The following is a 21025-nucleotide window of genomic DNA, read 5'->3' on the forward strand; positions in this document are numbered from 1 at the left end:
CAGTGTGAAGCAGCGACCCGCGTCGAGCCCCCTGCCCCGGCGTGCCCGAGGCCCGCTGCTCGCCCTGCTCGTGGCCGGGCTGTGCGCGCTCGGGCTGCCGACCGCGTCGGCCGCGCCCGCCCCGGGCGACACCGGGCTGCTGCGGATGATGCACCTGTCGCCGGACACCCCGTCGGTCGACGCCTACATCGACTCGGTGTCCGACCCCGACGTCGGCGTCGTCCTGCCGGCGGTGAGCTACGGGGACGTCTCGCCGTACCAGGCCGTCCCGGCCGGCACGTACACGGTGAGCGCCCGCAAGGCCGGCGCCGCCGCGGACAGCCCGCCGGCGCTGGCCACCACCGTCACGGTCGCGCCGGGCCAGGCGGTCACGATCGCCGGGGTCGGCTACTTCGCCCAGCTGGGCTTCGCCGTGCTCACCGACGACCTGACGCTCCCGCCGTCGGGGCAGTCCCGCGCCCGGGTGATCAACGGCGCGGCGACCGGCTCCCCGCTGGGCCTGGCCCTGGACTCCACCAGCACGCTGGCCCAGGGGCTCGACTTCGCCCGCAACACCGACTACGTCGACGTGCCCGGCGGCGCGGGCACCCTCACCGTCACCCCGAGCTCCGCGCCGGCGACCGACCTGCCGGTCACCCTCGACGCGGGGTCGGTCTACACCGTCGTCGTCCTCGACCGCAGCGGTGGCGGGCTGACCGTCACCGCCGCGCTGGACGCGGCCAGCCCGGGCGTCGTCCCGGTCGGCGGCGTCGAGGCCGGTGCCGGCGGGACGGCGGCGGACGCCGGACCGCCCGTCGGCCTGCTCGCCGTCGCCGCCCTGGCCGGGCTGGCGCTGCTGCTCACCACCCGGGTGCGGCTGCCCCGCCGCGGGCGGCCCGCGCGGCACGCCGCCTCCTGAGCGGCCTCCGGGTGCGCCTGCCCGGCCGCAGCGCCGGCCGGCACCAGCGCCGACCCCGCCGGCTGGTCACCGCGCTGCGGTGGGCCCTGGCCCTGGTCGCGGTGACGGCGGGGGCCCTGGCGCTGTTCTCCCCCGGGTCGTCGTCGCCGACCGCACGCGCCGAGGCGGCCCCGCCGGCGCCGGTCGTGGTCGCCGCGCCGGCCGCCCGCACCGTGGCCGCGCCGGTCCGGGTGGTGATCCCGGCGATCGGCGTCGACAGCGCGCTCACCGACATCGGCGTCGACGCGGCCGGCGCGCTCGTCCCGCCGGCCGACTTCACCCAGGCGGGCTGGTTCGCCGCCGGTCCGGTCCCGGGCGAGGTCGGTCCGGCGGTGCTGGCCGGGCACGTCGACGACCGCAGCGGCCCGGCGGTGTTCTTCCGGCTCGAGGACCTCACGGCCGGCGACCAGGTCCTGGTCACCGACGGCGACGGGCAGGTGCACGCCTTCACCGTGACCCGGGTGGCCGCCTACCCCAAGACCGCCTTCGCCACTGCCGAGGTGTACGGCCCCACGGCCGGCCCGGAGCTGCGGCTGATCACCTGCGGGGGCACCTTCGACCGGTCCCGCCGCAGCTACACCGACAACGTGGTCGTCTACGCCCGCACCTGACCGGACCGCTCAGCGCCGCCGGCCGCGGGCCCGCCAGCAGGCGGTGTGCCAGTGCCGCCGCCAGTCGGTCGCCGACTCGGTGTCCCACGGGTCGAGGTCGGAGTCCCGGGCGTAGGCCGGCCAGGTCACCACGTGCGGCGTCCCCGGCCGGATCTCCTGGTCGCAGCCCGGGCACCGGTAGGTCTTGCCGGTGGCCGCGCCGGTGAGCGGGCGCACCACCCAGTCGCCGTCCGCGGCCTCCTCGACGGGCTGGGCCGCCCGCCGGGCCGGCGGCGGGCCCGGCCGGCCCCGGCGGGCTCCGCCCCGGCGCCCCACGACCTAGCGCCTCGGGTGGTCGCGGAACCCGCGACCGGCCGCGCGGCCGAGGTGGCCGGCGGTGACCAGGTGCTCGAGCAGCGGCGCCGGGGCCAGGCCGGGCTCGCGGGACTCCGCGTAGAGCGCGCGCTGGACCGCCAGCGCGACGTCCAGGCCGAGGCCGTCGAGCAGCGCCACCGGACCGGTCGGATAGCCGCAGCCCAGCGTCATCGCCGCGTCGATGTCGTCCGCGGTCGCGTACCGCGCCTCGAGCATCCGCACCGCGTCGTTGAGGTAGGGGAAGAGCAGCGCGTCGACGACGAAGCCGGCCCGGTCCGGGCTGCTGATGCTCGGCAGCCCGGCGCCGGCGCAGAACGCGTGCCCGGTGGCGGCGGCGCCGGGGTCGGTCACCGTCGTCGCGACGACCTCGACCAGGCCGGTGGCCCCGGCGCGGCCGGCCGGGTGCAGGCCGATCACGTCGGCGAGCCGCCCGCTCGCCGCCGCGCAGACGACCACCGGCGGGGTGGCCGACGTGCTCGCCAGCACCGCACCGGGCCGGGCGCGTTCCCCCAGCGCGGCGAACACCTCCTGCGCGACCTCGGGCTCGTCGGCGCCGGCCACGAGCACCAGGTCAGCGGCGGCCAGCTCGTCGACGTCCCGCGTCCAGCGCACGCCTCCGGGCTTCCGCTCGGCCAGCAGCACCGGGACGTCGAGGCCGCCGTCCGGGAACGCGGCGAGCAGTGCCTTCCCCGCCTCGGCCGTCGCGCCGACGACGACGACCCGCTGCACCGGCCGGGCGCCGGCGGCGGCACCGCCGGGCGCGGGGGTCTGCGCGTCGGGCACCACCTCCCCGGAGTGCGGGGCGGCGTAGCTGTAGAAGCCACGGCCGGTCTTCCGGCCGAGCAGGCCCGCGGTCACCAGCTGGGTGATGACCGGGCTGGAGGCGTGCAGCCGGTTGCGCGACTGCCGGTACATCGTCGCGAGGATCTCCTGGGCGGTGTCGATGCCGATCAGGTCCAGCAGCGCGAGCGGCCCCATCGGCAGGCCGCAGCCCAGCCGCATCGCCGCGTCGACGTCCTCCCGGCCGGCGTAGCCGTCCTGGACCATCGTCGCAGCGTGGTTCAGGTAGCCGAACAGCAGCGCGTTGGCGATGAACCCGGCCCGGTCGCCGATCGTGACGCCGACCTTGCCCAGCCGGGCGGCGAGCGCCTCGACGTCCTCGACCACCGACGGCTCGGTCACCACCGTCGAGACGACCTCGACCAGCTTCATCACCGGCGCCGGGTTGAAGAAGTGCATCCCGACGACCCGGCCGGGGCGGCCGGTGGTGACCGCCAGCTCGGTGACCGACAGGCTCGAGGTGTTGCTGGCCAGGATGGTGTCCGGCGGGCAGAGCGCGTCCAGGGTCGCGAGCACCTGGGCCTTGAGCGCCATCCGCTCCGGGATCGCCTCCACCACGAGCTCGGCGTCGGCGAGGTCGGCCATGCGGGTGGAGAAGCGGATGCGGGACAGCACCTCGTCGCGCTCGGTGTCCGCCAGCCGGCCGCGGGCCACCGCCCTTGCGGTGGACTGCTCGACGTGGCCCCGGCCCCGCTCCACCGCGTCGGCGCCGACGTCGACGGCGGTCACCGACAGCCCCGCCCGCGCGAGCACCTCGGCGATGCCGGCACCCATGGTGCCCAGCCCCACGACGCCGACCTCGCTCAGTTCTCTGGCCACCGCGGCAGTCTCCCACTCCCCTCCCGCAGGCCCCGGACGCCGTCGGCGCCGGCGCTAGAAGAGGCGGGCGGAGGGGTCGTCGGTGCCCTTGAGGACGGCGTAGTCGACGGTGACGCAGTCGATGCCCCGGTCGGCGGCGAGCACCCGGGCCTGCGGCTTGATCTCCTGGGCGGCGAACACGCCCTTGACCGGCGCCAGCAGCGGGTCGCGGTTGAGCAGCTCCAGGTACCGGGTCAGCTGCTCGACGCCGTCGATCTCCCCGCGGCGCTTGATCTCCACGGCCACCGTGGTGCCGGCGGCGTCCCGGCAGAGCAGGTCGACCGGGCCGATCGCGGTCGGGAACTCCCGGCGCACCAGCGACCAGCCCTCGCCGAAGGTCTCCACGTGCAGCGCCAGCAGCCGCTGCAGCTCGGCCTCGACGCCGTCCTTCTGCAACCCGGGGTCGACGCCCAGCTCGTGCCGGTGGTCGTGCAGCACCTCCTCGACGGTGATGACCAGCTGCTCACCGGCCTTGTTGGTCACCGTCCAGGTGCCGGCGCCGTCGACCAGCTCCTCCTTGAGCGAGCACGGCGGGCTCATCCAGTTCAGCGGCTTGTAGGCCCGGTCGTCGGCGTGCACGGACACCGAGCCGTCGGCCTTGACCAGCAGCAGCCGGGTGGCGAGCGGGAGATGGGCGGTGAGCCGTCCGATGTAGTCCACGGAGCAGCGGGCGATGACCAGACGCACGGACGGCGACGCTACCCCGGCCGGGCAGGGGGTCCTCCCTCAGTCCGTCCAGACCGGCGGGCGCTTCTCCAGGAACGACGTCATGCCCTCGACCGCGCCGGGCAGCTGGCTGGCCGAGGCCATCACCTCCACCGCCACCCCGTAGGCGTCGCGCTCGGGGCGGTCGAGCTGGGCGTACATCGTCGCCTTGCCCCACGCCTTGCTCGCCCGCGAGCCGCGGGTCGCCCGCGCAACCAGGTCCGCGACGGCGTCGTCCAGCTCGTCGTCCGGGACGACCCGGTTGACCAGGCCCCAGTCGAGCGCCGTCCGGGCGTCGATGACGTCGCCGGTCAGCGCCAGCTCCATGGCGCGCTTGCGGCCGACGTTGCGGGCGATGGCGACCATCGGGGTGTGGCAGAACCAGCCGCCCTTGCCGCCCGGCGCGGCGAAGCCGGCCGACTCGGCGGCGACGGCCAGGTCGCAGGAGGCGACCAGCTGGCAGCCGGCCGCCGTCGCCAGCGCGTGCACCCGGGCGACCACCACCTGCGGCACCGACTGCAGCGTCTCCATCAGCTCGGTGCACAGCGCGAGCAGGCTGCGCACCTCGGTGACCGGCCGGCCGGCCACGTCGGCGAAGTCGTGGCCCGCGCTGAACACCGGACCCTCCCCGGCCAGCACGATGGCCGTGGCGTCGCTCTCCCCCGCCGCGGTGACCGCGGCCAGCAGCTGCGTCAGGTGCTCCCGGGACAGCGCGTTGCGCTTCGCCCCCCGGGTCATGGTGACGCGGACGGTGTCGCCGTCCCGCTCGGTCCGCGGTGCGCCGTCGGTGGTCATGCCGCGACCCCACCACGTCACCGCCGGACGGGCAACGGGCGCGCGGACGACACTGGGCGGGGTGACCGCTCCCGAGCCCCTGACCGCGACCTCGCCGCGGCCGGTGGGGCGCACCGTCTTCACGCAGGAGTGGCGGGACCTGACCTTCCTGCACTGGGCCGTGGACCCCGCCCTGGTGGCCCCGCTGCTCCCGCCCGGCACCGTGCCCGACCTCCTCGACGGGGTCACCCACGTCGGGCTCATCCCGTTCCGGATGCGCCGGATCGGCTTCCTCGGGGCCCCCGGCCTGCCCTACCTGGGTTCGTTCCCGGAGACGAACGTGCGGCTGTACTCCGTCGACGCGCAGGGCCGCCGCGGCGTCGTCTTCCGGTCGCTGGAGGCCTCCCGCCTGCTGCCGGTGCTCGCCGCCCGCTGGGTGGCCCGGCTGCCCTACACGTGGGCCGGCATGCGGGTCACCCGGGACGGCGACCGGCTCGGCTACACCTCCACCCGGCGCTGGCCCGGGCCCCGCGGCGCGCACAGCCGGATCGAGGTGCGGGTCGGGGAGCAGCTGCCCCCCGGTGACCCGCTCGGCACCTTCCTCACCGCGCGCTGGGGGCTGCACCGCCCCGGCCGGCGCGGCCCGGTCTACTGGCCCAACGAGCACGCCGAGTGGCCGCTGCACCGCGCCGAGCTGCTCACCCTCGACGAGTCGCTGCTGGCCGCGGCGGGGCTGCCCGCGGTCACCGGGGCGCCGGACAGCGTCCTGTACTCGGCGGGCGTGGCGGTCCGGTTCGGTCCGCCGCAGCGGTGGCCCGCCGGGAGCTGAGCACCCCGCGGCGACATCTGGCCGCGGACGTTCCGCTCGGCGCCGGGCTGGGCGACAATCCGGGCGTGAACGGGATCCCGCCGTCCTCCGCACCGCCGTCCGTCAGCCTCTCCCCCACCTGGCTGCACCGCGTCCTCGACTCGGCCCGGGAGCGGCTGGGCATGGAGGTCGCCTGGATGTCGACGTTCACCGAGGGCGCCCAGCGGATCCAGGCGGCGAGCGGCGAGCTCGACGCCATGCACGTGCACGAGGGCATGCAGCCGCCGCTGGAGGGCTCCTACTGCGTCCGGGTGCTCAGCGGTCAGCTCCCGCCGGTGGTCACCGGCGCCCGCCGCAACCCCCGCACCCGAGACCTCCCCGTCACCGCCGAGCTCGGCATCGGGTCCTACGTGGGGGCGCCGGTCCGGTCGCCCGACGGCCGGCCGGTCGGGATGCTGTGCTGCCTGAGCCGGGACGACGGCGCCCAGCTCGACGGCGCGGCCTCGCGGACGCTGGAGCTGCTCGCCGACCTGATCAGCGACCGGCTGGCCGAGCCGGCGCCACCGCCCCCCGTCGACCCCGGCGAGCGGGTGCGCGCGGTGCTGGCCGAGGGTGCGGTGGTCACCCACGTGCAGCCGGTCGTCGACCTGGCCACCGGCGGGACCGTCGCCTACGAGGCGCTCGCCCGCTTCCCGGACGTCGCGGGAGGCCCGGCCGAGCTGTTCAGCGACGCGGCCGCCGCCGGCCTCGGCGGGGAGCTGGAGGAGCTGGCCGCCCGGGCGGCGCTCGCGGTGGCGCCCCGCCTCCCGGCCGGGCGCCCGCTGGGCGTCAACCTGTCCCCGCAGGCCCTGCTCCGCCCGTCGGTGACCGAGCTGCTGCTCGCCCACCAGCACCTCGACCTGGGGGTCGAGGTGACCGAGCACAGCCCGGTCGAGGACTACGACGCCCTGCTGGCCGTGCTGGACGTCCTCCGCGCAGCCGGTGTCCTGCTCGCCGTCGACGACGCCGGTGCCGGGTACGCGAGCCTGCGGCACGTCCTGCGCCTCCGGCCGGACGTGATCAAGCTGGACATCGCCCTCGTCGCCGGCGTGCACACCGACCTGGCCCGGCAGGCGCTGGTCGCGGCCATGGTCGGCTTCGCCGCGGCCACCGGCGCCCGGCTGGTGGCCGAGGGGGTCGAGGAGGCGGCGGCGCTGCGCGAGCTGGGCGTGGAGTTCGCGCAGGGCCACCTGTACGGGCGGCCTGCCCCGCTGCTGTGACCCGTCGGGGCCGACCGACATGATCGGTGGGCACAGCGTCGTCGAGGCAGGGAGCAACGGCATGGAACCCGTTCGGTTCGGACTGGTGGGCTACGGCTTCGGCGGCCGGTGGTTCCACGCCCCGCTGCTCGCCGCGGCCCCGGAGTGCGCGTTCCTCGGCGTGGTGACGACGTCGGCGGAGCGGCGCGAGCTGCTGGCCCGCGAGCACCCCGGCGCCCGCGCCTTCGACTCGCTCGACGAGCTCGCCGCCGCCGGTGCCGAGGCGGTGTCGATCTCCACCCCGGCCGGCACCCACACGCCGCTGACCGACCAGGCGCTCGACCTCGGCCTGGCCGTCGTCTGCGACAAGCCGTTCGCGCTGGACGCCGCCGCGGCCCGCTCCAGCGTCGAGCGGGCCGAGCGCCTGGGGCTGGCCCTCTCGCCGTACCAGAACCGCCGCTGGGACTCCGACTTCCGCACCGTCCGCTCGCTCGTCGACCGCGGCGAGCTCGGCACGGTCACCCGCTTCGAGTCGCGGTTCGAGCGGTTCACCCCCGACCCCGGCCCGGGCGCCTCGGGCGGCGGCACCCTGCTGGACTTCGGCGCGCACCTGGTCGACCAGGCGCTGGTGCTGCTCGGCCCGGTCGCCCGGGTGTACGCCGAGTGGCGGGTCCGGGAGAGCGGCCTGGACGACGACGTCTTCGTCGCGCTGACCCACACCTCCGGGGCGACCTCGCACCTGTACGGCAGCTGGAGCGAGGGCGCGCCGGGCGACCGGTTCCGGGTCACCGGCACGACCGGCAGCTACGTGGTCAGCGGGCCGATGGACGGGCAGGAGGCCGCGCTGATCGCCGGCCAGACGCCGGCCACCCTGGGCGCCGGCTGGGGTGCCGAGCCGCCCAAGCGGTGGGGCCGGGTGCAGCGCGGCGACCAGAGCCGCACCGAGCCGACCGTGCCCGGCGCGTGGTCGGAGTTCTACCCGGCGTTCGCCCGCGCGGTCCGCGGCGAGGGCCCGCTGCCGGTCGAGGGCCGGGATGCCGTCGCCTCGCTCACCGTCCTGGACGCCGCCCGCCGCAGCGCCACCGAGGGCGTCGTCGTCGCGCTGTCCTGACGGCCGTCGCCGGCGGCTCCGGGCCCGGCGGAGGAGTGGCACACTCGGCCGCAGACCTGCAGCGCCCGAGGAGGTGTGCCGTGCCGATCGACGCCGGGAGCATGCACTTCCTGGTGGGGCCCGGGATCGCCCTGCTCGTCGTGGCGATGCTGGCGGTCTTCCTGCGCTGGGCGTTCGCCTCGGGCTCCTCGGCGCCGCGCCAGCGCGAGGAGCTGCTCACCCCGGTTGCCACGCTGACCCGCCGGGAGTCGGCCCTGGCGCTGCGCGCGGTGCTCTCCGACGCCGGCATCCGGTCGACGATCCGCGAGCCCGCCGCGCACCGGGCCGACGTGCTCGTCTTCCCCGAGGACCTGGACCGGGCCCGGGCGCTCGCCCTCTCCTTCGGCGGGAAGTGAGCCGCCGGGCTCAGTCCGGTCGCTCGGTCCGCTCGATCTGCACGCCGACGCCGCGCAGCTGCTCGATGAAGTCGGGGTAGCCGCGGTCCACGTGCCGCACGTCCTGCACCTCGGTGACGCCGTCGGTGAGCAGCCCGGCCAGCACCAGCCCGGCCCCGGCCCGGATGTCGGTGGCCAGCACCGGGGCGCTGGAGAGCCGCTCGCGGCCCCGGACCACCGCGTGGTGGCCGTCGATGCGCACGTCGGCACCGAGCCGGACCAGCTCGTTGACGAACATGAACCGGCCCTCGAACACGTTCTCGGTGATCAGCGCGGTGCCGGTGGAGACGGCGGCCAGCGCCACCGCCATCGGCTGCAGGTCGGTCGGGAAGCCCGGGAACGGCAGCGTGACGACGTCGACGCCGCGGGGCCGCTCGGTCATGCTCACCCGCACGCCGTCGGCCCGCGGCTCGACCGTCGCGCCGGCGCTGACCAGCTTCTCCAGCGGCACGGTGAGGTGCTCGGCGACGGCGCGCTCGATCACCAGGTCCCCGCGGGTCATCACCGCGCCGATGGCCCAGGTGCCGGCCACGATCCGGTCGGGCACCGTCGTGTACTCCACCGGGTGCAGGTCCTGCACGCCCTCGACGGTGATCGTCGAGGTGCCGGCTCCGTCGATCACGGCGCCCATCGCGACCAGCATCCGGCAGAGGTCGACGATCTCGGGCTCGCGGGCGGCGTTGTCCACGATCGTCGTCCCCTGGGCCAGCACGGCGGCCATCACCAGGTTCTCGGTCGCGCCGACCGAGGGGAAGTCCAGCCAGATGGAGGTGCCCACGAGCTTCGGCGCGGTGGCGATGAGGAAGCCGTGCTCGTTGACGACGGTCGCGCCCAGCCGCTCCAGGCCGGCGATGTGCATGTCCAGGCCGCGCGAGCCGATCGCGTCACCGCCGGGCAGCGCCACCTTCGCCGTCCCCAGCCGCGCGACCAGCGGGCCGAGCACGCTGATCGAGGCGCGCATCCGGCGGACCAGGTCGTAGTCGGTCTCCGACGACGGCTCCTCCGGCACGTCGATGAGCACCCGGCCACCACCGCTCGGGCTGCCGCCCGCGGTCGGCGCGTACCGCTCGAAGCTGACGCCGCAGCCCAGCCGGCGCAGCACCTCGCTCATGATCGAGACGTCGAGGATGTCGGGGACCTCGTCGAGCGTCGTCCGGCCCGGGGCGAGCAGCGCCGCCGCCATGAGCTTCAACGCGCTGTTCTTCGCGCCGGTGACACGGACCCGACCGCGCAGCGGGGTCCCACCGGTCACCTCGAAGCAATCCACCCGGCCACCCTACGGTGGCCGCGCAGCCGGGTCCCACCGCGCGGAGGACGGCCGCTCCTGTGGCTACCCTCGGCGCATGACGGTCCGGCTCACGCGCATCTACACCCGCACCGGTGACGCCGGGCAGACCCACCTCGGGGACATGTCCCGGGTGGCCAAGACCGATCCGCGGCTGGTGGCCTACGCCGACGTCGACGAGACCAACAGCGCGCTCGGGGTGGCCGTCGCGCTGGGGGCGCCGTCCGCCGCCGTCGTCGAGCTGCTGCGCAGCGTGCAGAACGACCTCTTCGACGTGGGCGCCGACCTCTCCACGCCCGTGCAGGAGGCGCCCGAGCACCCGCCGCTGCGGGTGACCGCCGCCTACACCGAGCGCCTGGAGGCCGCCTGCGACGCCGCGAACGCCGAGCTGCCCGCGCTCACCTCGTTCGTGCTGCCCGGCGGGACCCCGCTCGCGGCGCTGCTGCACACCGCGCGCACCGTGGCCCGGCGGGCCGAGCGCAGCGTGTGGGCCCTGCTCGAGGCCGACGGCGAGCGCACCAACCCGGAGACCGCGCGCTACCTCAACCGGCTGTCGGACCTGCTGTTCATCCTCGCCCGGGCCGCCAACCCCGACGGTGACGTGCTGTGGGAGCCCGGCGCGCACAGCGGGGTGCACGCCCAGCGGGCCGCCAAGCGCACGGATTGACGTCAGCGGTCGACGGGCGGCGCCGACTCGATCCAGGAGAGGAAGCCGGTCACCGTCGAGGAGTCCATCGCCAGCTCCTGCGGTCCGGCACCCGTGCGGCAGGTGAGGATCACGCTGTCGGCGGGCAGGGACAGGTCGTCACCGGTGGGGGTGCGCCGGGCGTCGATCTGGAACTGCGAGCGGCACAGCCGCCGGTGCGGCCGGACCGACAGCGACAGCGCCCGGTACCAGAGCAGGGTCTCCCCGGAGTACCAGGCGACGCCGACGGCCCATCGCGGGGCACCCGGCGGGCGCAGCCACATGGTGACCGCGCCCAGCCCGGAGAGCAGGAACCGGCGGCGCAGCAGGAAGGCGGCCACCAGGCCGACGAGCAGCAACCCGACGAGGACCAGCAGGGCGGTGGTCACCGGGCGGGTGCGGTCGGCGGGAGCGGGGTGCGGGGCTCAGGCGTCCTGGCCGGCGGCGCGGAGGCGGGACTGCGCGCGGCGGGCGGCGGCGAGGGCCTCGGGGTCGTCGCCGTCCTGCTCGGCCCGGCGCAGCGCCTCACGGGCGCGCTCGACGTCGATGTCGGTGGAGATCTCCGCGGTCTCGGCGAGGATCGACACGCCCCGCTCGGTGACGGAGAGGAAGCCTCCGTGCGCCGCCACGACGAGGTCCTCGCCGGACTCGGGGCGGATCCGCACCACGCCACCGGGGGCGAGCTCGCCGAGCAGCGGGGCGTGACCGGGCAGGACACCGAGCTCGCCCTCGGTCGTGCGGGCGATGACCATGGTGGCCTCCCCGGACCAGATCATCTTCTCCACGGCCACGAGCTCGACCTGCAGGGTCGCCACGACACTCCTCGGGGTTCCACCGGCCGGCGGTCAGGCCGGCGGCGCGGGGTCGCCGGCCCGGACGGACGCGGCGACGTGTGGACCCACTCTAGCGGCGGGCGGAGGCGGGCTGCGCCGCAGCCCGGGCCCGCGCGGGGCAGCGGCCCGGCGGTTCAGGCGGAGCGGCGGTACAGCAGCGTCCAGCGCCCCACCCGCAGCCGCGGGTGCGACACCACCGACGAGGGTGCCCACTGCCCGGTGTCGAACGGCTCGTCGTCGGCCTCGACCGGGGCGTAGGGCGGCCAGCTCCAGTCGAGGGCGTCCTGGGGCAGCGGCCGGTCGCTGGCGTCCGTGGCGGGGCCCGCCGCGATCCCGCGGGTGGGAGGGGGCAGGGAGGACCTCTTGCGCTGCACGCGTCCGGCTCCTGGGCGGGGCGTCCGCTGCTCGGACGCACTGCCTGCATGATCGGCCGCGCCACGCCGAGGGTGGAGACCTGCGGGCCCAGCACCACCCGATCGGATGGCGGTTCGGGACCGCGCGTGCCCGGGCGCCCACCGTGCAGAGCCGGGACGGGCTGCCGTTACGCGGGGACGAGAACGGCCGGGCACCCCGTGAGGGGTGCCCGGCCGGCCGTCAGGAGTGGTCCTGCGTCAGCTCTTCTTCAGCTTGTCGTAGTTGCGCTCGAGGTCCTCGAGGCCACCGCACATGAAGAAGGCCTGCTCCGGCACGTGGTCGTACTCGCCGACCGTGAGCGCCTTGAATGCCTGCAGGGTCTCGGTCAGCGGGACGTAGGACCCCGGCTGACCGGTGAACGCCTCGGCGACGAACATGTTCTGGGAGAGGAACCGCTCGATACGCCGGGCCCGGTTGACGGTGACCTTGTCCTCCTCACCGAGCTCGTCGATGCCGAGGATCGCGATGATGTCCTGCAGCTCCTGGTAGCGCTGCAGGATCCGCTGCACCTCGCGGGCGATGTCGTAGTGCTCCTGCCCGACGTACTGCGCGTCGAGGATCCGGCTGGTGGAGTCCAGCGGGTCGACGGCCGGGTAGATGCCCTTCTCCGAGATCGGCCGGGAGAGCACGGTCGTCGCGTCGAGGTGGGCGAACGTGGTGTGCGGCGCCGGGTCGGTGATGTCGTCGGCGGGCACGTAGATCGCCTGCAGCGAGGTGATCGACCGGCCACGGGTGGAGGTGATCCGCTCCTGCAGCTCGCCCATCTCGTCGGCCAGGGTCGGCTGGTACCCCACGGCGGAGGGCATGCGGCCCAGCAGCGTGGAGACCTCGGAGCCGGCCTGGGTGAACCGGAAGATGTTGTCGATGAACAGCAGCACGTCCTGCTGGATCTCGTCGCGGAAGTACTCCGCCATCGTCAGCGCCGACAGCGCGACCCGCAGCCGGGTGCCCGGCGGCTCGTCCATCTGGCCGAACACGAGCGCGGTCGAGTTGATGACGCCGGACTCGGTCATCTCGGTGATGAGGTCGTTGCCCTCGCGGGTGCGCTCACCCACGCCGGCGAACACCGACACGCCACCGAACTCCTGGGCGACGCGGCGGATCATCTCCTGGATCAGCACCGTCTTGCCGACGCCGGCCCCGCCGAACAGGCCGATCTTGCCGCCCTTGACGTAGGGCGTCAGCAGGTCGATGACCTTGATGCCGGTCTCGAGCAGCTCGGTGCGGCCCTCGAGCTGGTCGAACTTGGGCGCGTGCCGGTGGATGGTCCAGTGCGGCGCGTCCGTGCCGTAGCCGGGGGTGTCCAGGCACTCGCCGAGCGCGTTGAACACGTGCCCGGTGACGGCCTCGCCGACGGGCACGGAGATCGCGGAACCGGTGTCCCGGACCTCGGCGCCGCGGACCAGGCCGTCGGTCGGGGCCATGGAGATGGTGCGGACCACGTTGTCGCCCAGGTGCTGGGCGACCTCGAGGGTCAGCGTCTTGCCCAGGTCGGCCAGGGTGACCTCGACCTTCAGCGCGTTGAACAGGTCGGGCATCGCGTCGCGGGGGAACTCGACGTCGACGACCGGGCCGGTGACCCGGACGACCCGGCCGGCGCCGGTGGTCTCCTGGGTGCTCGGACGGTCCTCGGTGACGGTCATCTGTGTTGCTCTCCTGCCCTGGGGCTCGGTGGTCCTACGTCTTCAGTGTCCCCGGTCGCGGTCGTCGCCGCCGCGACCGGGGCCGTGCTCGGTGGTGCGCTGCGGCTCAGTCGTCGCTGCCTGCGGACACCAGCGCGTCGGCACCGCCGACGATCTCGCTGATCTCCTGGGTGATCTCCGCCTGCCGGGCCTGGTTGGCCTGCCGGGCGAGGTTCTTCGCCAGCTCCTCGGCGTTGTCCGACGCCGACTTCATCGCCCGCCGCCGCGACGCCGACTCCGAGGCGGCCGCCTCGAGCATCGCCGCGTAGATGCGGGTGGTGACGTACTTCGGCAGCAGCGCGTCCAGCAGCGCCTCGGCCGACGGCTCGAACTCGTAGGAGGTCGGGATCTCGCTGGTGCGCCCCGACTCCCGCTCGTCGCGGAACTCCTCGACCTCCTCCACGACCAGCGGGGCCATCCGGTTGGCGACCGGGACCTGGGAGAGGAGCGAGCGGAACTCGGTGAACACGATGTGCAGCTCGTCGACCCCGAGGATGCCGTCGGCACCCGCGCCGCCGTCCTCGTCGTCCTCACCGGCGGTGAAGGCGTCGATGAGCGTGCGGCCGACCTCCTGGGCGTCGGAGTAGTTCGGCTGCTCGGAGAACCCGGTCCAGGACTCCGCGAACTCGCGGTCGCGGAACCGGTAGTAGGTCTCGCCCTTGCGGCCGACGACGTAGAGCACCGGATCCTTGCCCTCGTTGCGCAGCAGCCCGAGGAGCTCCTCGGTGCGGCGCAGGACGTTGACGTTGTAGGAGCCCGCGAACCCGCGGTCGGAGGTGATCACCAGGACCGCCACCCGGCGGGCGTCGGCCCGCTCGGTGAGCAGCGGGTGGTCCAGGCTCGCCGAGCTGGCGAGCGCGGACAGCACCCGGGTGATCTCCCGGGCGTAGGGCTTGGAGGCCTCCACCCGGGCCTGCGCGCGCACGATGCGGGCACCGGCGATCAGCTCCTGGGCCGAGAAGATCTTCTTCGTCGACTGGGTGGAGCGGATCCGGCGCCGCAGCGCGCGGAGGGAACCGGCCACGTCAGGCGCTCCGCTTGACCTGGACGGTCTCCTGGCCGCGCTGGCTGGCGTCCAGGGCCTCGACCTCGGGGTCGTTGACCTGCAGCGACTCACCGTCGGAGGTGGTGAACTGGCCGTAGAAGGTCTCCACCGCCCGCTCCAGGCTGCCCACCGTGTCGTCGTCGAGCTTCTTCGACGAGCGGATGGTGTCGAAGATCGGGTTGTCACCGCGGCCGATGAACTCGAGGAACTCGGACTCGAAGCGGCGGACGTCGGGGACCGGCACCTTGTCCAGCTTGCCGGTGGTGCCCAGCCACAGGGAGACGACCTCGCGCTCGACCGGGTACGGCGAGTACTGCCCCTGCTTGAGCAGCTCGACCAGGCGCTGCCCGCGGTCCAGGGTGGCCCGGCTGGAGGCGTCCAGGTCCGAGGAGAACGAGGCGAAGGCCTCGAGCTCGCGGTACTGGGCGAGGTCCAGGCGCAGGCGGCCGGCGACGGACTTCATCGCCTTGATCTGCGCCGAGCCACCGACCCGGGACACCGAGACGCCGACGTTGATCGCCGGGCGCACACCGGAGTTGAACAGACCGGTCTCCAGGAAGATCTGCCCGTCGGTGATCGAGATGACGTTGGTCGGGATGTACGCCGAGACGTCGTTGCCCTTGGTCTCGATCAGCGGCAGCCCGGTCATCGAGCCGGCACCGAGGTCGTCGGAGAGCTTCGCGCAGCGCTCCAGCAGACGGGAGTGCAGGTAGAAGACGTCGCCGGGGTAGGCCTCGCGGCCCGGCGGGCGGCGCAGCAGCAGCGAGACGGCGCGGTAGGCCTCGGCCTGCTTGGACAGGTCGTCGAACACGATCAGGACGTGCTTGCCCTCGTACATCCAGTGCTGGCCGATGGCCGAGCCGGTGTAGGGGGCGATGTACTTGAAGCCGGCGGCCTCCGAGGCGGGGGCGGCGACGATGGTCGTGTACTCCATCGCGCCGGCGTCCTCCAGGGCCGCGCGGGTGGCGGCGATGGTGGAGCCCTTCTGGCCCACGGCGACGTAGATGCAGCGGACCTGCTGCGACGGGTCGCCGGTGGCCCAGGCCTGCTTCTGGTTGATGATCGTGTCCAGCGCGATCGCGGACTTGCCGGTCTGCCGGTCACCGATGATCAGCTGGCGCTGACCGCGGCCGATCGGCGTCATGGCGTCGATCGCCTTGATGCCGGTCTGCATCGGCTCGTGCACCGACTGCCGCTGCACCACGGTGGGCGCCTGCAGCTCCAGCGCGCGACGGCCGGTGGTGGCGATCTCGCCGGCCCCGTCGATCGGGTTGCCCAGCGGGTCGACGACCCGGCCGAGGTAGCCGTCACCGACGGCGACGGAGAGCACCTCGCCGGTGCGGCGGACCGTCTGGCCCTCCTCGATGCCGGCGAAGTCGCCGAGGATGACCACGCCGACCTCGCGCACGTCGAGGTTCAGGGCCAGGCCGCGCACCCCGCCCTCGAACTCGAGGAGCTCGTTGGTCATGACCGAGGGCAGGCCCTCGACCCGGGCGATGCCGTCGCCGGCCTCGGTGACGACACCGACCTCCTCGCGGGAGACGTCCGGGGTGTAGTCGGAGACGTAGTTCTGGATGGCACTGCGGATCTCGTCCGCGGAGATCGTCAGCTCGGCCATGGCTTCGCGTCCTCTTCTGCTGGTGTGTCTGTGGTGAGCGGTCGGTCGGTCGGTGCGGCCGGGTCAGCCGGCCAGCCGCCGGCCGGCGGCCTCGAGTCGGTGGGCGATGGAGCCGTCGATGACCTCGTCCTCGACCCGGATGACGAGACCCCCGAGCACCTCCGGGTCGACCTGGACCTGCAGGCCCATGGTCCTCCCGTAGATCCGCTCGAGCACGGCGACCAGCCGCTGCTCCTGCATGCCCGTGAGCGGCACCGCGCTGACCACGTGGGCGACCGACTGGCCACGCCGACGGGCCGCCGCGGTGGAGAGCCGCTCGATCTCGTTCTCCGCACTGTGCACGTGCGAGCTGGTCAACGCGTTCCGCACGAGCCGCTCGGTGACCGGGCTGACCTTGCCGGACAGCAGCCGGTCCAGCAGCGCGCTCTTGCCCTCGCGCGGCGCCGAGCGGTTGCCCAGGATGCGCGCGAGGTCGTCGTCGCCGGCCACGATCCGGCTGAACCGGAAGAGCTCGTCCTCGACGTCGGCCAGCTCGCCCCGCGCGTCGGCGGCGTCGAGCGCCGCCTCGGTGGCCAGCGTCTCGGTCGCCTCGACCAGGTCCAGCGGGCGCGACCAGCGCTGCCGGGCGACGGTCTGGACGACGTCGAGGGTGGCCTCGCCGACCTTGCCGCCGAACAGCCGCTGGGCCAGCCCAGCGCGGTCGTCGGGCCGCACCGACGCATCCGACAGCGCCCGGCGCAGCGACAGCTGGCCGTCGAGCAGGTGCGCCACGGCGAACAGCTCGTCGGCCAGCACCAGCAGCGCCTCGCCGCGGGTGCGGCTGCGGGCGCCACCGGTCTGCGCCGTCAGCGCTGCCCGCGACTGCTCCATCGCAGCCCGGCTGGAGGCGTGCATCAGCGGGCGTCCTGCGGGACGTACACCGAGCTGCCCCCGCGGCCGTCGCTGCTGGCCGCGGTCATGCCGTCGAGGTCGTCGAGGAACCGGTCGACGGTCCCGCTGCGGCGGGCGTCGTCGGCCAGGGACTCCCCGACCACCCGGCCGGCGAGGTCCACCGCGAGGGTGCCGATCTGCGCGCGCAGCTCGGTGACCACCTGCTGGCGGGAGGCAGCGAGCTGCTCCTCGCCGCGGGCGACGATGCGGGCCGACTCCTCCTGCGCCTGCGCGCGGAGCTCCTCGATGATCTGCTGCCCCTCGGCGCGCGCGGCATCACGGATCTGCGCGGCCTCGGTGCGCGCCTCGGCGAGCTGGGCGCGGTACTGCTCCAGCGCCGCCTTGGCCTCGGCCTGCATGGCCTCGGCCCGCTCGATCCCGCCCTCGATCGCGTCGCGCCGGGCGACGAATGCCTTCTCGAACTGCGGGGCGACGAACTTGAACATCACGAACAGCACGATCGCGAAGGCGATCAGGCCGATGATGATCTCGCCCAGGGGCGGGAGGAGCGGGTTCTGGTCTTCCTCAGCTGCCCAGATCAGCATGGTGTCCACCATCCAGGTGTCGGGATCCGCGCTCAGGAGAGCGGGATCAGGTGCCGAAGACGAAGGGGACGACGAAGCCGATCAGCGCAAGCGCCTCGGAGAGCGCGAACCCGAGGAACGCGTAGGTCCGGGTCAGGCCGGCCGACTCGGGCTGGCGGGCGGTGGCCTGGATGTAGGCCGCCCACACGATGCCGACACCGATACCGGGGCCGATCGCGGCGAGGCCGTAACCGACCGAGCCGATGCTGCCGGTCAGTTCTGCCAGAACGTCCATTGCGGGGTGTTCCTCCTGTGTCGGTCGCCCGGATCGTTCCGGGCGGCTGGCGGGATCGTGCGGGGTGGTGCAGTTCAGGGAGCCGTGCGGCTCAGTGCTCGGCCTCGATGGACCCGTTGAGGTAGGTGCCCATCAGCACGGTGAAGACGTAGGCCTGCAGGAAGATGACCAGCAGCTCGAAGAAGGTCATCACGATCGCCATCAGCGCGGAGACCGGGCCGAAGATCACCGAGTAGTTGCCCACCTGGAACAGGTAGACCGCGCCCAGGGAGAACACCACCAGCAGCATGTGGCCGGCGAACATGTTGGCGAAGAGTCGGACGGCCAGCGTGAACGGCCGGACGACGAAGTTCTGCAGGATCTCGATCGGCGTCACCAGGATGTACATCGGCTTCGGGACGCCGGGCAGGAACAGGATGTCCTTGAAGTACTTCCCGGCGCCCTGCTCGCGGATGCCGATGTAGATGTAGAGCACCCAGCAGATGGCGGCGAGCACCAGCGGGAAGGCGAACTTGCTCATCGGCGAGATCTGCGCGAACGGGATGATCGCCATCAGGTTGTTCGCCAGGATGAAGAAGAACAGCGAGGCCAGGAACGGCGCGAAGGGCAACCCGCGCGGACCGACCACGTCGCGGGCGATGCCGTCGCGGACCAGCGAGTAGCCGGTCTCCCCGACGAACTGGAGCTTGCTCGGGACGATCTTGGCGTTCCGGGAGGCAAGCAGGAGGAAGGCAACGAGCGCCAGGGTCGCGATCCAGAGGATCAGCGTGATGCGGGTGATCTCGAAGTCGACCCCGAGCACCGAGAAGTTGGCGATCACCTCGGGGTAGAACTCGCCGAGACCCGGGGCTTCGAAGCCTTCGCCGTTGGCGGCGAGCACGTCGCCGAGCGCGAGGGCGCTGGAGGTCACCGTTGTCCCTTCTGCGTCCTTGTCGTCACTGTCCCTGGCCGGCTCCGTCGTCCGCCCGGGGTCTTCGTCGCCGGCCGGCCCGGGAGCGGGTCGGCGGCGCCGTACCTCTTGACCACCAGGTAGATGGCCACTGCCATGCCGAAGATGATGCCGACCGGGAAGAACACCGTGATGTCCCACCAGCGGTCGAGCAACCACCCGGCCCCGCCCCACACGGCCATCCCGGAGATCATCGTCCCGGTGACCGCCCAGCCGGTGTCCGCCCCGCTGCCGCTGGGCTGACGTGCTGGACTCGCAGGTCGTGGTCGGGCGCCCCCTGGGGTGGGAGTGTCCTCGGCCATCGGATCGGACCCTATCAGCCGCGTGTCCGGCGGATTTCCGGCAGTTCCGCAGCCCGGCCTGTCAGTCCGCTGTGCCAGAGCCCGGAGGGGGCGGTGGGGGGACGTAGTACAGCTGCCGGGTCCAGACCCAGCGGAGCTGGACCGCGCTCCACAGCAGCGCCCCGACGATCACCGCCCAGGCCAGCGCGCGGCGGTCCAGCCACCCCTCCTCCGGGAGGGCGTTCAGCAGGGCGAACAGCAGCAAGGCCTTCACCCCGAAGGTGCCCAGCGCCGCCGGGAGGGTGTACGTGTCGTCGATCTTCCCGGCCCAGGCGATGACCAGGCCGGAGACGCAGAAGAAGGCCGTGACGACCGCGGCGCCGACCAGCACGCCCACCGCCTCGGCCCACCCGGCCAGCAGGCCGGTGACCGGCACGGCGACGACGGTGACGGCGAGCGCGACCAGCGCCCCCACCCGCAGGAAGGAGAGGTCCCACGGTGCCTGGCTGCGCGGCCCGGTGCGTTCGGCGAACAGCCCGCTCACCGCCGCACCCCCGCCGTCTGGCCGGTCGGCAGCGGACCGGGGGTGGCGGGTGCGGCGACCGGGACGGTCGGGCCGGCAGGTCCGCCGCCCTTCACCCTGCTCGCCGGGTGCGCGGCCCGGCTGCGCTCCTTGAGGGCGGCCAGCTCGGCCTCCCGTGCGGCGATCGCCGCGCGGCGGGCCCGCGGGCTCAGCACGACCACGACGCCGACCACCAGCAGCGCGCCGATGATGACCAGCACCTCGACCGTCCCCCCGGTGATCGACAGCGCGACGGCACCGAAGCTGAGCAGCGCTGCCCAGAAGTACATGATCAGTACCGCGCGGCGGTGCGAGTGCCCGATCGACAGCAGCCGGTGGTGCAGGTGAAGCTTGTCCGGGCTGAACGGCGACTGGCCCCGCCGGGTCCGCCGGACGACGGCCATGACCAGGTCGATGAACGGGATGAAGAGGACCGCGAACGGCACCAGCAGCGGCAGGGTCAGCGGCAGCAGGTTCGCCGCCGATCCGAGCGTCTGGGAGTCCGTCTGGCCGGTGGCCGACACCGCCGCGGCCGACAGCATCAGCCCGACCAGCATCGAGCCGGAGTCGCCCATGAAGATCCGGGCCGGGCTGAAGTTGTGCGGCAGGAAGCCCAGGCAGGCACCGGCGAGCACGGCGGTGATCAGCGCCGGCGCGCTCGCGACGTCGTCGTAGCCGACCAGGCCCAGGTGGTAGCTGTAGGCGAAGAAGGCCAGCGCGGCGATCGCCGACACGCCCGCGGCCAGGCCGTCCAGCCCGTCGATGAAGTTCAGCGCGTTGACGGTGAACACGGTGAGCAGGATCGTCGCCGGCACGCCGACGTCCGGCCCCAGCGACAGGGTGCCGATGTCGGCGACGGGCAGGAACAGGAACGCCAGCTGGACGCCGAGCAGCACCATCACCCCGGCGGCGGCGATCTGGCCGGTCAGCTTGGTGAGCGCGTCCAGCCCGAACCGGTCGTCGAGGACACCGAGCAGGCAGATCAGCCCACCGGCGACCAGGACGGCGATGGTCTGGGTGCTGAACTCGAAGCTGCGCTGCAACGAGGGCAGCTGCGAGGCGACCAGCACCCCGGCCGCGACCCCGAGGTACATCGCCACTCCCCCACCGCGGGGGGTGGGGATGACGTGCACGTCCCGGTCGCGGACCTCGGCCATCACCCGGAACCGGACCGCCGCCACCCGGACGACCGGCGTGGCCAGGAAGGTGACCAGCGCCGCAGCGAGGAGGACGACGGCGTACTCGCGCATGG

Annotated in this window: 25 protein-coding genes; 8 read left to right on the forward strand and 17 right to left on the reverse strand. The window is 74.0% G+C overall.

The features are described 5' to 3' along the window. The first annotated feature begins 4 nt into the window (after positions 1–4). Complete coding sequence (locus MODMU_RS21380; RefSeq protein ID WP_166503573.1) at positions 5–898, forward strand: DUF4397 domain-containing protein; 894 nt, start codon at positions 5–7, stop codon at positions 896–898. An 11-nt stretch (positions 899–909) separates the two neighbouring features. Further along, entirely contained in the window at positions 910–1548 is a 639-nt protein-coding gene (locus tag MODMU_RS21385) for a class F sortase (RefSeq protein ID WP_014742470.1), read from the forward strand. Positions 1549–1557: 9 nt separating this feature from the next. Here MODMU_RS21385 and MODMU_RS21390 read toward each other — a convergent pair whose 3' ends face one another. From MODMU_RS21390 to MODMU_RS21405, 4 genes are read right to left on the reverse strand one after another with little or no spacing between them, the layout of a single operon-like run. After that, entirely contained in the window at positions 1558–1863 is a 306-nt protein-coding gene (locus tag MODMU_RS21390) for a hypothetical protein (RefSeq protein WP_014742471.1), read from the reverse strand. A 3-nt stretch (positions 1864–1866) separates the two neighbouring features. Continuing rightward, positions 1867–3561, reverse strand: coding sequence for a 3-hydroxyacyl-CoA dehydrogenase family protein (locus MODMU_RS21395; RefSeq protein WP_041795517.1), 1695 nt, complete (start codon positions 3559–3561; stop codon positions 1867–1869). 54 nt (positions 3562–3615) lie between these two features. Continuing rightward, entirely contained in the window at positions 3616–4287 is a 672-nt protein-coding gene (gene nucS, locus MODMU_RS21400) for an endonuclease NucS (RefSeq protein WP_014742473.1), read from the reverse strand. Positions 4288–4326: 39 nt separating this feature from the next. Further along, a complete protein-coding gene (locus tag MODMU_RS21405) occupies positions 4327–5100 on the reverse strand; it encodes an enoyl-CoA hydratase-related protein (protein WP_014742474.1) in 774 nt (257 codons plus the stop codon). Between the two features lie 61 nt (positions 5101–5161). On the opposite strand from MODMU_RS21405, the gene MODMU_RS21410 reads away from it, so the two are divergent. From MODMU_RS21410 to MODMU_RS21425, 4 genes are all read left to right on the forward strand, one after another. Then, entirely contained in the window at positions 5162–5908 is a 747-nt protein-coding gene (locus MODMU_RS21410) for a YqjF family protein (RefSeq protein WP_014742475.1), read from the forward strand. A gap of 65 nt (positions 5909–5973) precedes the next feature. Beyond that, positions 5974–7146 carry a sensor domain-containing phosphodiesterase gene (locus MODMU_RS21415; protein WP_014742476.1) on the forward strand — a complete coding sequence of 391 codons (1173 nt, stop codon included), beginning with the start codon at positions 5974–5976 and terminating at the stop codon, positions 7144–7146. Positions 7147–7207: 61 nt separating this feature from the next. After that, complete coding sequence (locus MODMU_RS21420; protein ID WP_041797400.1) at positions 7208–8236, forward strand: Gfo/Idh/MocA family protein; 1029 nt, start codon at positions 7208–7210, stop codon at positions 8234–8236. An 80-nt stretch (positions 8237–8316) separates the two neighbouring features. Next, positions 8317–8631: a hypothetical protein gene (locus MODMU_RS21425; RefSeq protein ID WP_014742478.1), complete on the forward strand. Its 315-nt coding sequence runs from the start codon at positions 8317–8319 to the stop codon at positions 8629–8631. A gap of 10 nt (positions 8632–8641) precedes the next feature. Here MODMU_RS21425 and murA read toward each other — a convergent pair whose 3' ends face one another. After that, the gene (murA, locus tag MODMU_RS21430; RefSeq protein ID WP_231851697.1) at positions 8642–9922 is read right to left on the reverse strand and encodes a UDP-N-acetylglucosamine 1-carboxyvinyltransferase; all 1281 of its coding nucleotides are present in this window, start codon (positions 9920–9922) and stop codon (positions 8642–8644) included. Positions 9923–10013: 91 nt separating this feature from the next. On the opposite strand from murA, the gene MODMU_RS21435 reads away from it, so the two are divergent. Beyond that, positions 10014–10622, forward strand: coding sequence for a cob(I)yrinic acid a,c-diamide adenosyltransferase (locus tag MODMU_RS21435; protein WP_014742480.1), 609 nt, complete (start codon positions 10014–10016; stop codon positions 10620–10622). Positions 10623–10624: 2 nt separating this feature from the next. Here the strand turns inward: MODMU_RS21435 and MODMU_RS21440 are convergent, their stop codons facing one another. The 10 genes from MODMU_RS21440 to atpB all read right to left on the reverse strand — a co-directional run bounded on the left by MODMU_RS21440 (position 10625) and on the right by atpB (position 18891). Next, on the reverse strand, positions 10625–11029 hold the full coding sequence (locus MODMU_RS21440; RefSeq protein WP_014742481.1) for a DUF2550 domain-containing protein: 405 nt from the start codon (positions 11027–11029) through the stop codon (positions 10625–10627). A gap of 36 nt (positions 11030–11065) precedes the next feature. Beyond that, positions 11066–11455 (reverse strand): F0F1 ATP synthase subunit epsilon, encoded by a 390-nt coding sequence (locus MODMU_RS21445; protein ID WP_014742482.1) that lies wholly within the window; start codon positions 11453–11455, stop codon positions 11066–11068. Positions 11456–11607: 152 nt separating this feature from the next. Continuing rightward, the gene (locus MODMU_RS21450; protein WP_014742483.1) at positions 11608–11847 is read right to left on the reverse strand and encodes a hypothetical protein; all 240 of its coding nucleotides are present in this window, start codon (positions 11845–11847) and stop codon (positions 11608–11610) included. Positions 11848–12084: 237 nt separating this feature from the next. After that, positions 12085–13530 (reverse strand): F0F1 ATP synthase subunit beta, encoded by a 1446-nt coding sequence (atpD, locus tag MODMU_RS21455; RefSeq protein ID WP_014742484.1) that lies wholly within the window; start codon positions 13528–13530, stop codon positions 12085–12087. A gap of 106 nt (positions 13531–13636) precedes the next feature. Then, on the reverse strand, positions 13637–14593 hold the full coding sequence (locus tag MODMU_RS21460) for a F0F1 ATP synthase subunit gamma (RefSeq protein WP_014742485.1): 957 nt from the start codon (positions 14591–14593) through the stop codon (positions 13637–13639). Position 14594: 1 nt separating this feature from the next. After that, a complete protein-coding gene (gene atpA, locus MODMU_RS21465; RefSeq protein ID WP_014742486.1) occupies positions 14595–16232 on the reverse strand; it encodes a F0F1 ATP synthase subunit alpha in 1638 nt (545 codons plus the stop codon). 63 nt (positions 16233–16295) lie between these two features. Next, positions 16296–17126, reverse strand: coding sequence for a F0F1 ATP synthase subunit delta (locus tag MODMU_RS21470; RefSeq protein WP_014742487.1), 831 nt, complete (start codon positions 17124–17126; stop codon positions 16296–16298). Further along, positions 17126–17707, reverse strand: coding sequence for a F0F1 ATP synthase subunit B (locus MODMU_RS21475; protein WP_014742488.1), 582 nt, complete (start codon positions 17705–17707; stop codon positions 17126–17128). The genes MODMU_RS21470 and MODMU_RS21475 overlap by 1 nt, the downstream gene beginning before the upstream one ends. 46 nt (positions 17708–17753) lie before the next feature. Next, the gene (atpE, locus tag MODMU_RS21480) at positions 17754–17981 is read right to left on the reverse strand and encodes an ATP synthase F0 subunit C (protein WP_014742489.1); all 228 of its coding nucleotides are present in this window, start codon (positions 17979–17981) and stop codon (positions 17754–17756) included. A gap of 91 nt (positions 17982–18072) precedes the next feature. Continuing rightward, positions 18073–18891, reverse strand: coding sequence for a F0F1 ATP synthase subunit A (atpB, locus tag MODMU_RS21485; protein WP_014742490.1), 819 nt, complete (start codon positions 18889–18891; stop codon positions 18073–18075). A gap of 123 nt (positions 18892–19014) precedes the next feature. On the opposite strand from atpB, the gene MODMU_RS28745 reads away from it, so the two are divergent. Beyond that, positions 19015–19173, forward strand: a complete 159-nt coding sequence (locus MODMU_RS28745) for a hypothetical protein (RefSeq protein WP_166503574.1) — start codon at positions 19015–19017, stop codon at positions 19171–19173. Positions 19174–19293: 120 nt separating this feature from the next. Here the strand turns inward: MODMU_RS28745 and MODMU_RS21490 are convergent, their stop codons facing one another. Beyond that, positions 19294–19755 carry a Cg1360 family ATP-synthase-associated protein gene (locus MODMU_RS21490; protein ID WP_014742492.1) on the reverse strand — a complete coding sequence of 154 codons (462 nt, stop codon included), beginning with the start codon at positions 19753–19755 and terminating at the stop codon, positions 19294–19296. Next, positions 19752–21023 (reverse strand): glycosyltransferase family 4 protein, encoded by a 1272-nt coding sequence (locus MODMU_RS21495; RefSeq protein WP_014742493.1) that lies wholly within the window; start codon positions 21021–21023, stop codon positions 19752–19754. Before MODMU_RS21495 ends, MODMU_RS21490 begins: the two co-directional genes overlap by 4 nt. Positions 21024–21025: the final 2 nt, after the last annotated feature.

The sequence above is a fragment of the Modestobacter italicus genome (genome assembly GCF_000306785.1).
In the GTDB taxonomy this organism is placed as follows: domain Bacteria; phylum Actinomycetota; class Actinomycetes; order Mycobacteriales; family Geodermatophilaceae; genus Modestobacter; species Modestobacter italicus.

Excerpts from the sequence above, each read along its gene's own strand:
- MODMU_RS21475 (WP_014742488.1), bottom strand. The coding sequence starts at position 17,707 with ATGCTGATCTGGGCAGCTGAGGAAGACCAGAACCCGCTCCTCCCGCCC.
- atpD (WP_014742484.1), bottom strand. The coding sequence starts at position 13,530 with ATGACCGTCACCGAGGACCGTCCGAGCACCCAGGAGACCACCGGCGCC.
- MODMU_RS21420 (WP_041797400.1), top strand. The coding sequence starts at position 7,208 with ATGGAACCCGTTCGGTTCGGACTGGTGGGCTACGGCTTCGGCGGCCGG.
- MODMU_RS28745 (WP_166503574.1), top strand. The coding sequence starts at position 19,015 with ATGGCCACTGCCATGCCGAAGATGATGCCGACCGGGAAGAACACCGTG.
- atpA (WP_014742486.1), bottom strand. The coding sequence starts at position 16,232 with ATGGCCGAGCTGACGATCTCCGCGGACGAGATCCGCAGTGCCATCCAG.
- MODMU_RS21435 (WP_014742480.1), top strand. The coding sequence starts at position 10,014 with ATGACGGTCCGGCTCACGCGCATCTACACCCGCACCGGTGACGCCGGG.
- MODMU_RS21405 (WP_014742474.1), bottom strand. The coding sequence starts at position 5,100 with ATGACCACCGACGGCGCACCGCGGACCGAGCGGGACGGCGACACCGTC.
- atpE (WP_014742489.1), bottom strand. The coding sequence starts at position 17,981 with ATGGACGTTCTGGCAGAACTGACCGGCAGCATCGGCTCGGTCGGTTAC.
- MODMU_RS21470 (WP_014742487.1), bottom strand. The coding sequence starts at position 17,126 with ATGCACGCCTCCAGCCGGGCTGCGATGGAGCAGTCGCGGGCAGCGCTG.
- MODMU_RS21495 (WP_014742493.1), bottom strand. The coding sequence starts at position 21,023 with ATGCGCGAGTACGCCGTCGTCCTCCTCGCTGCGGCGCTGGTCACCTTC.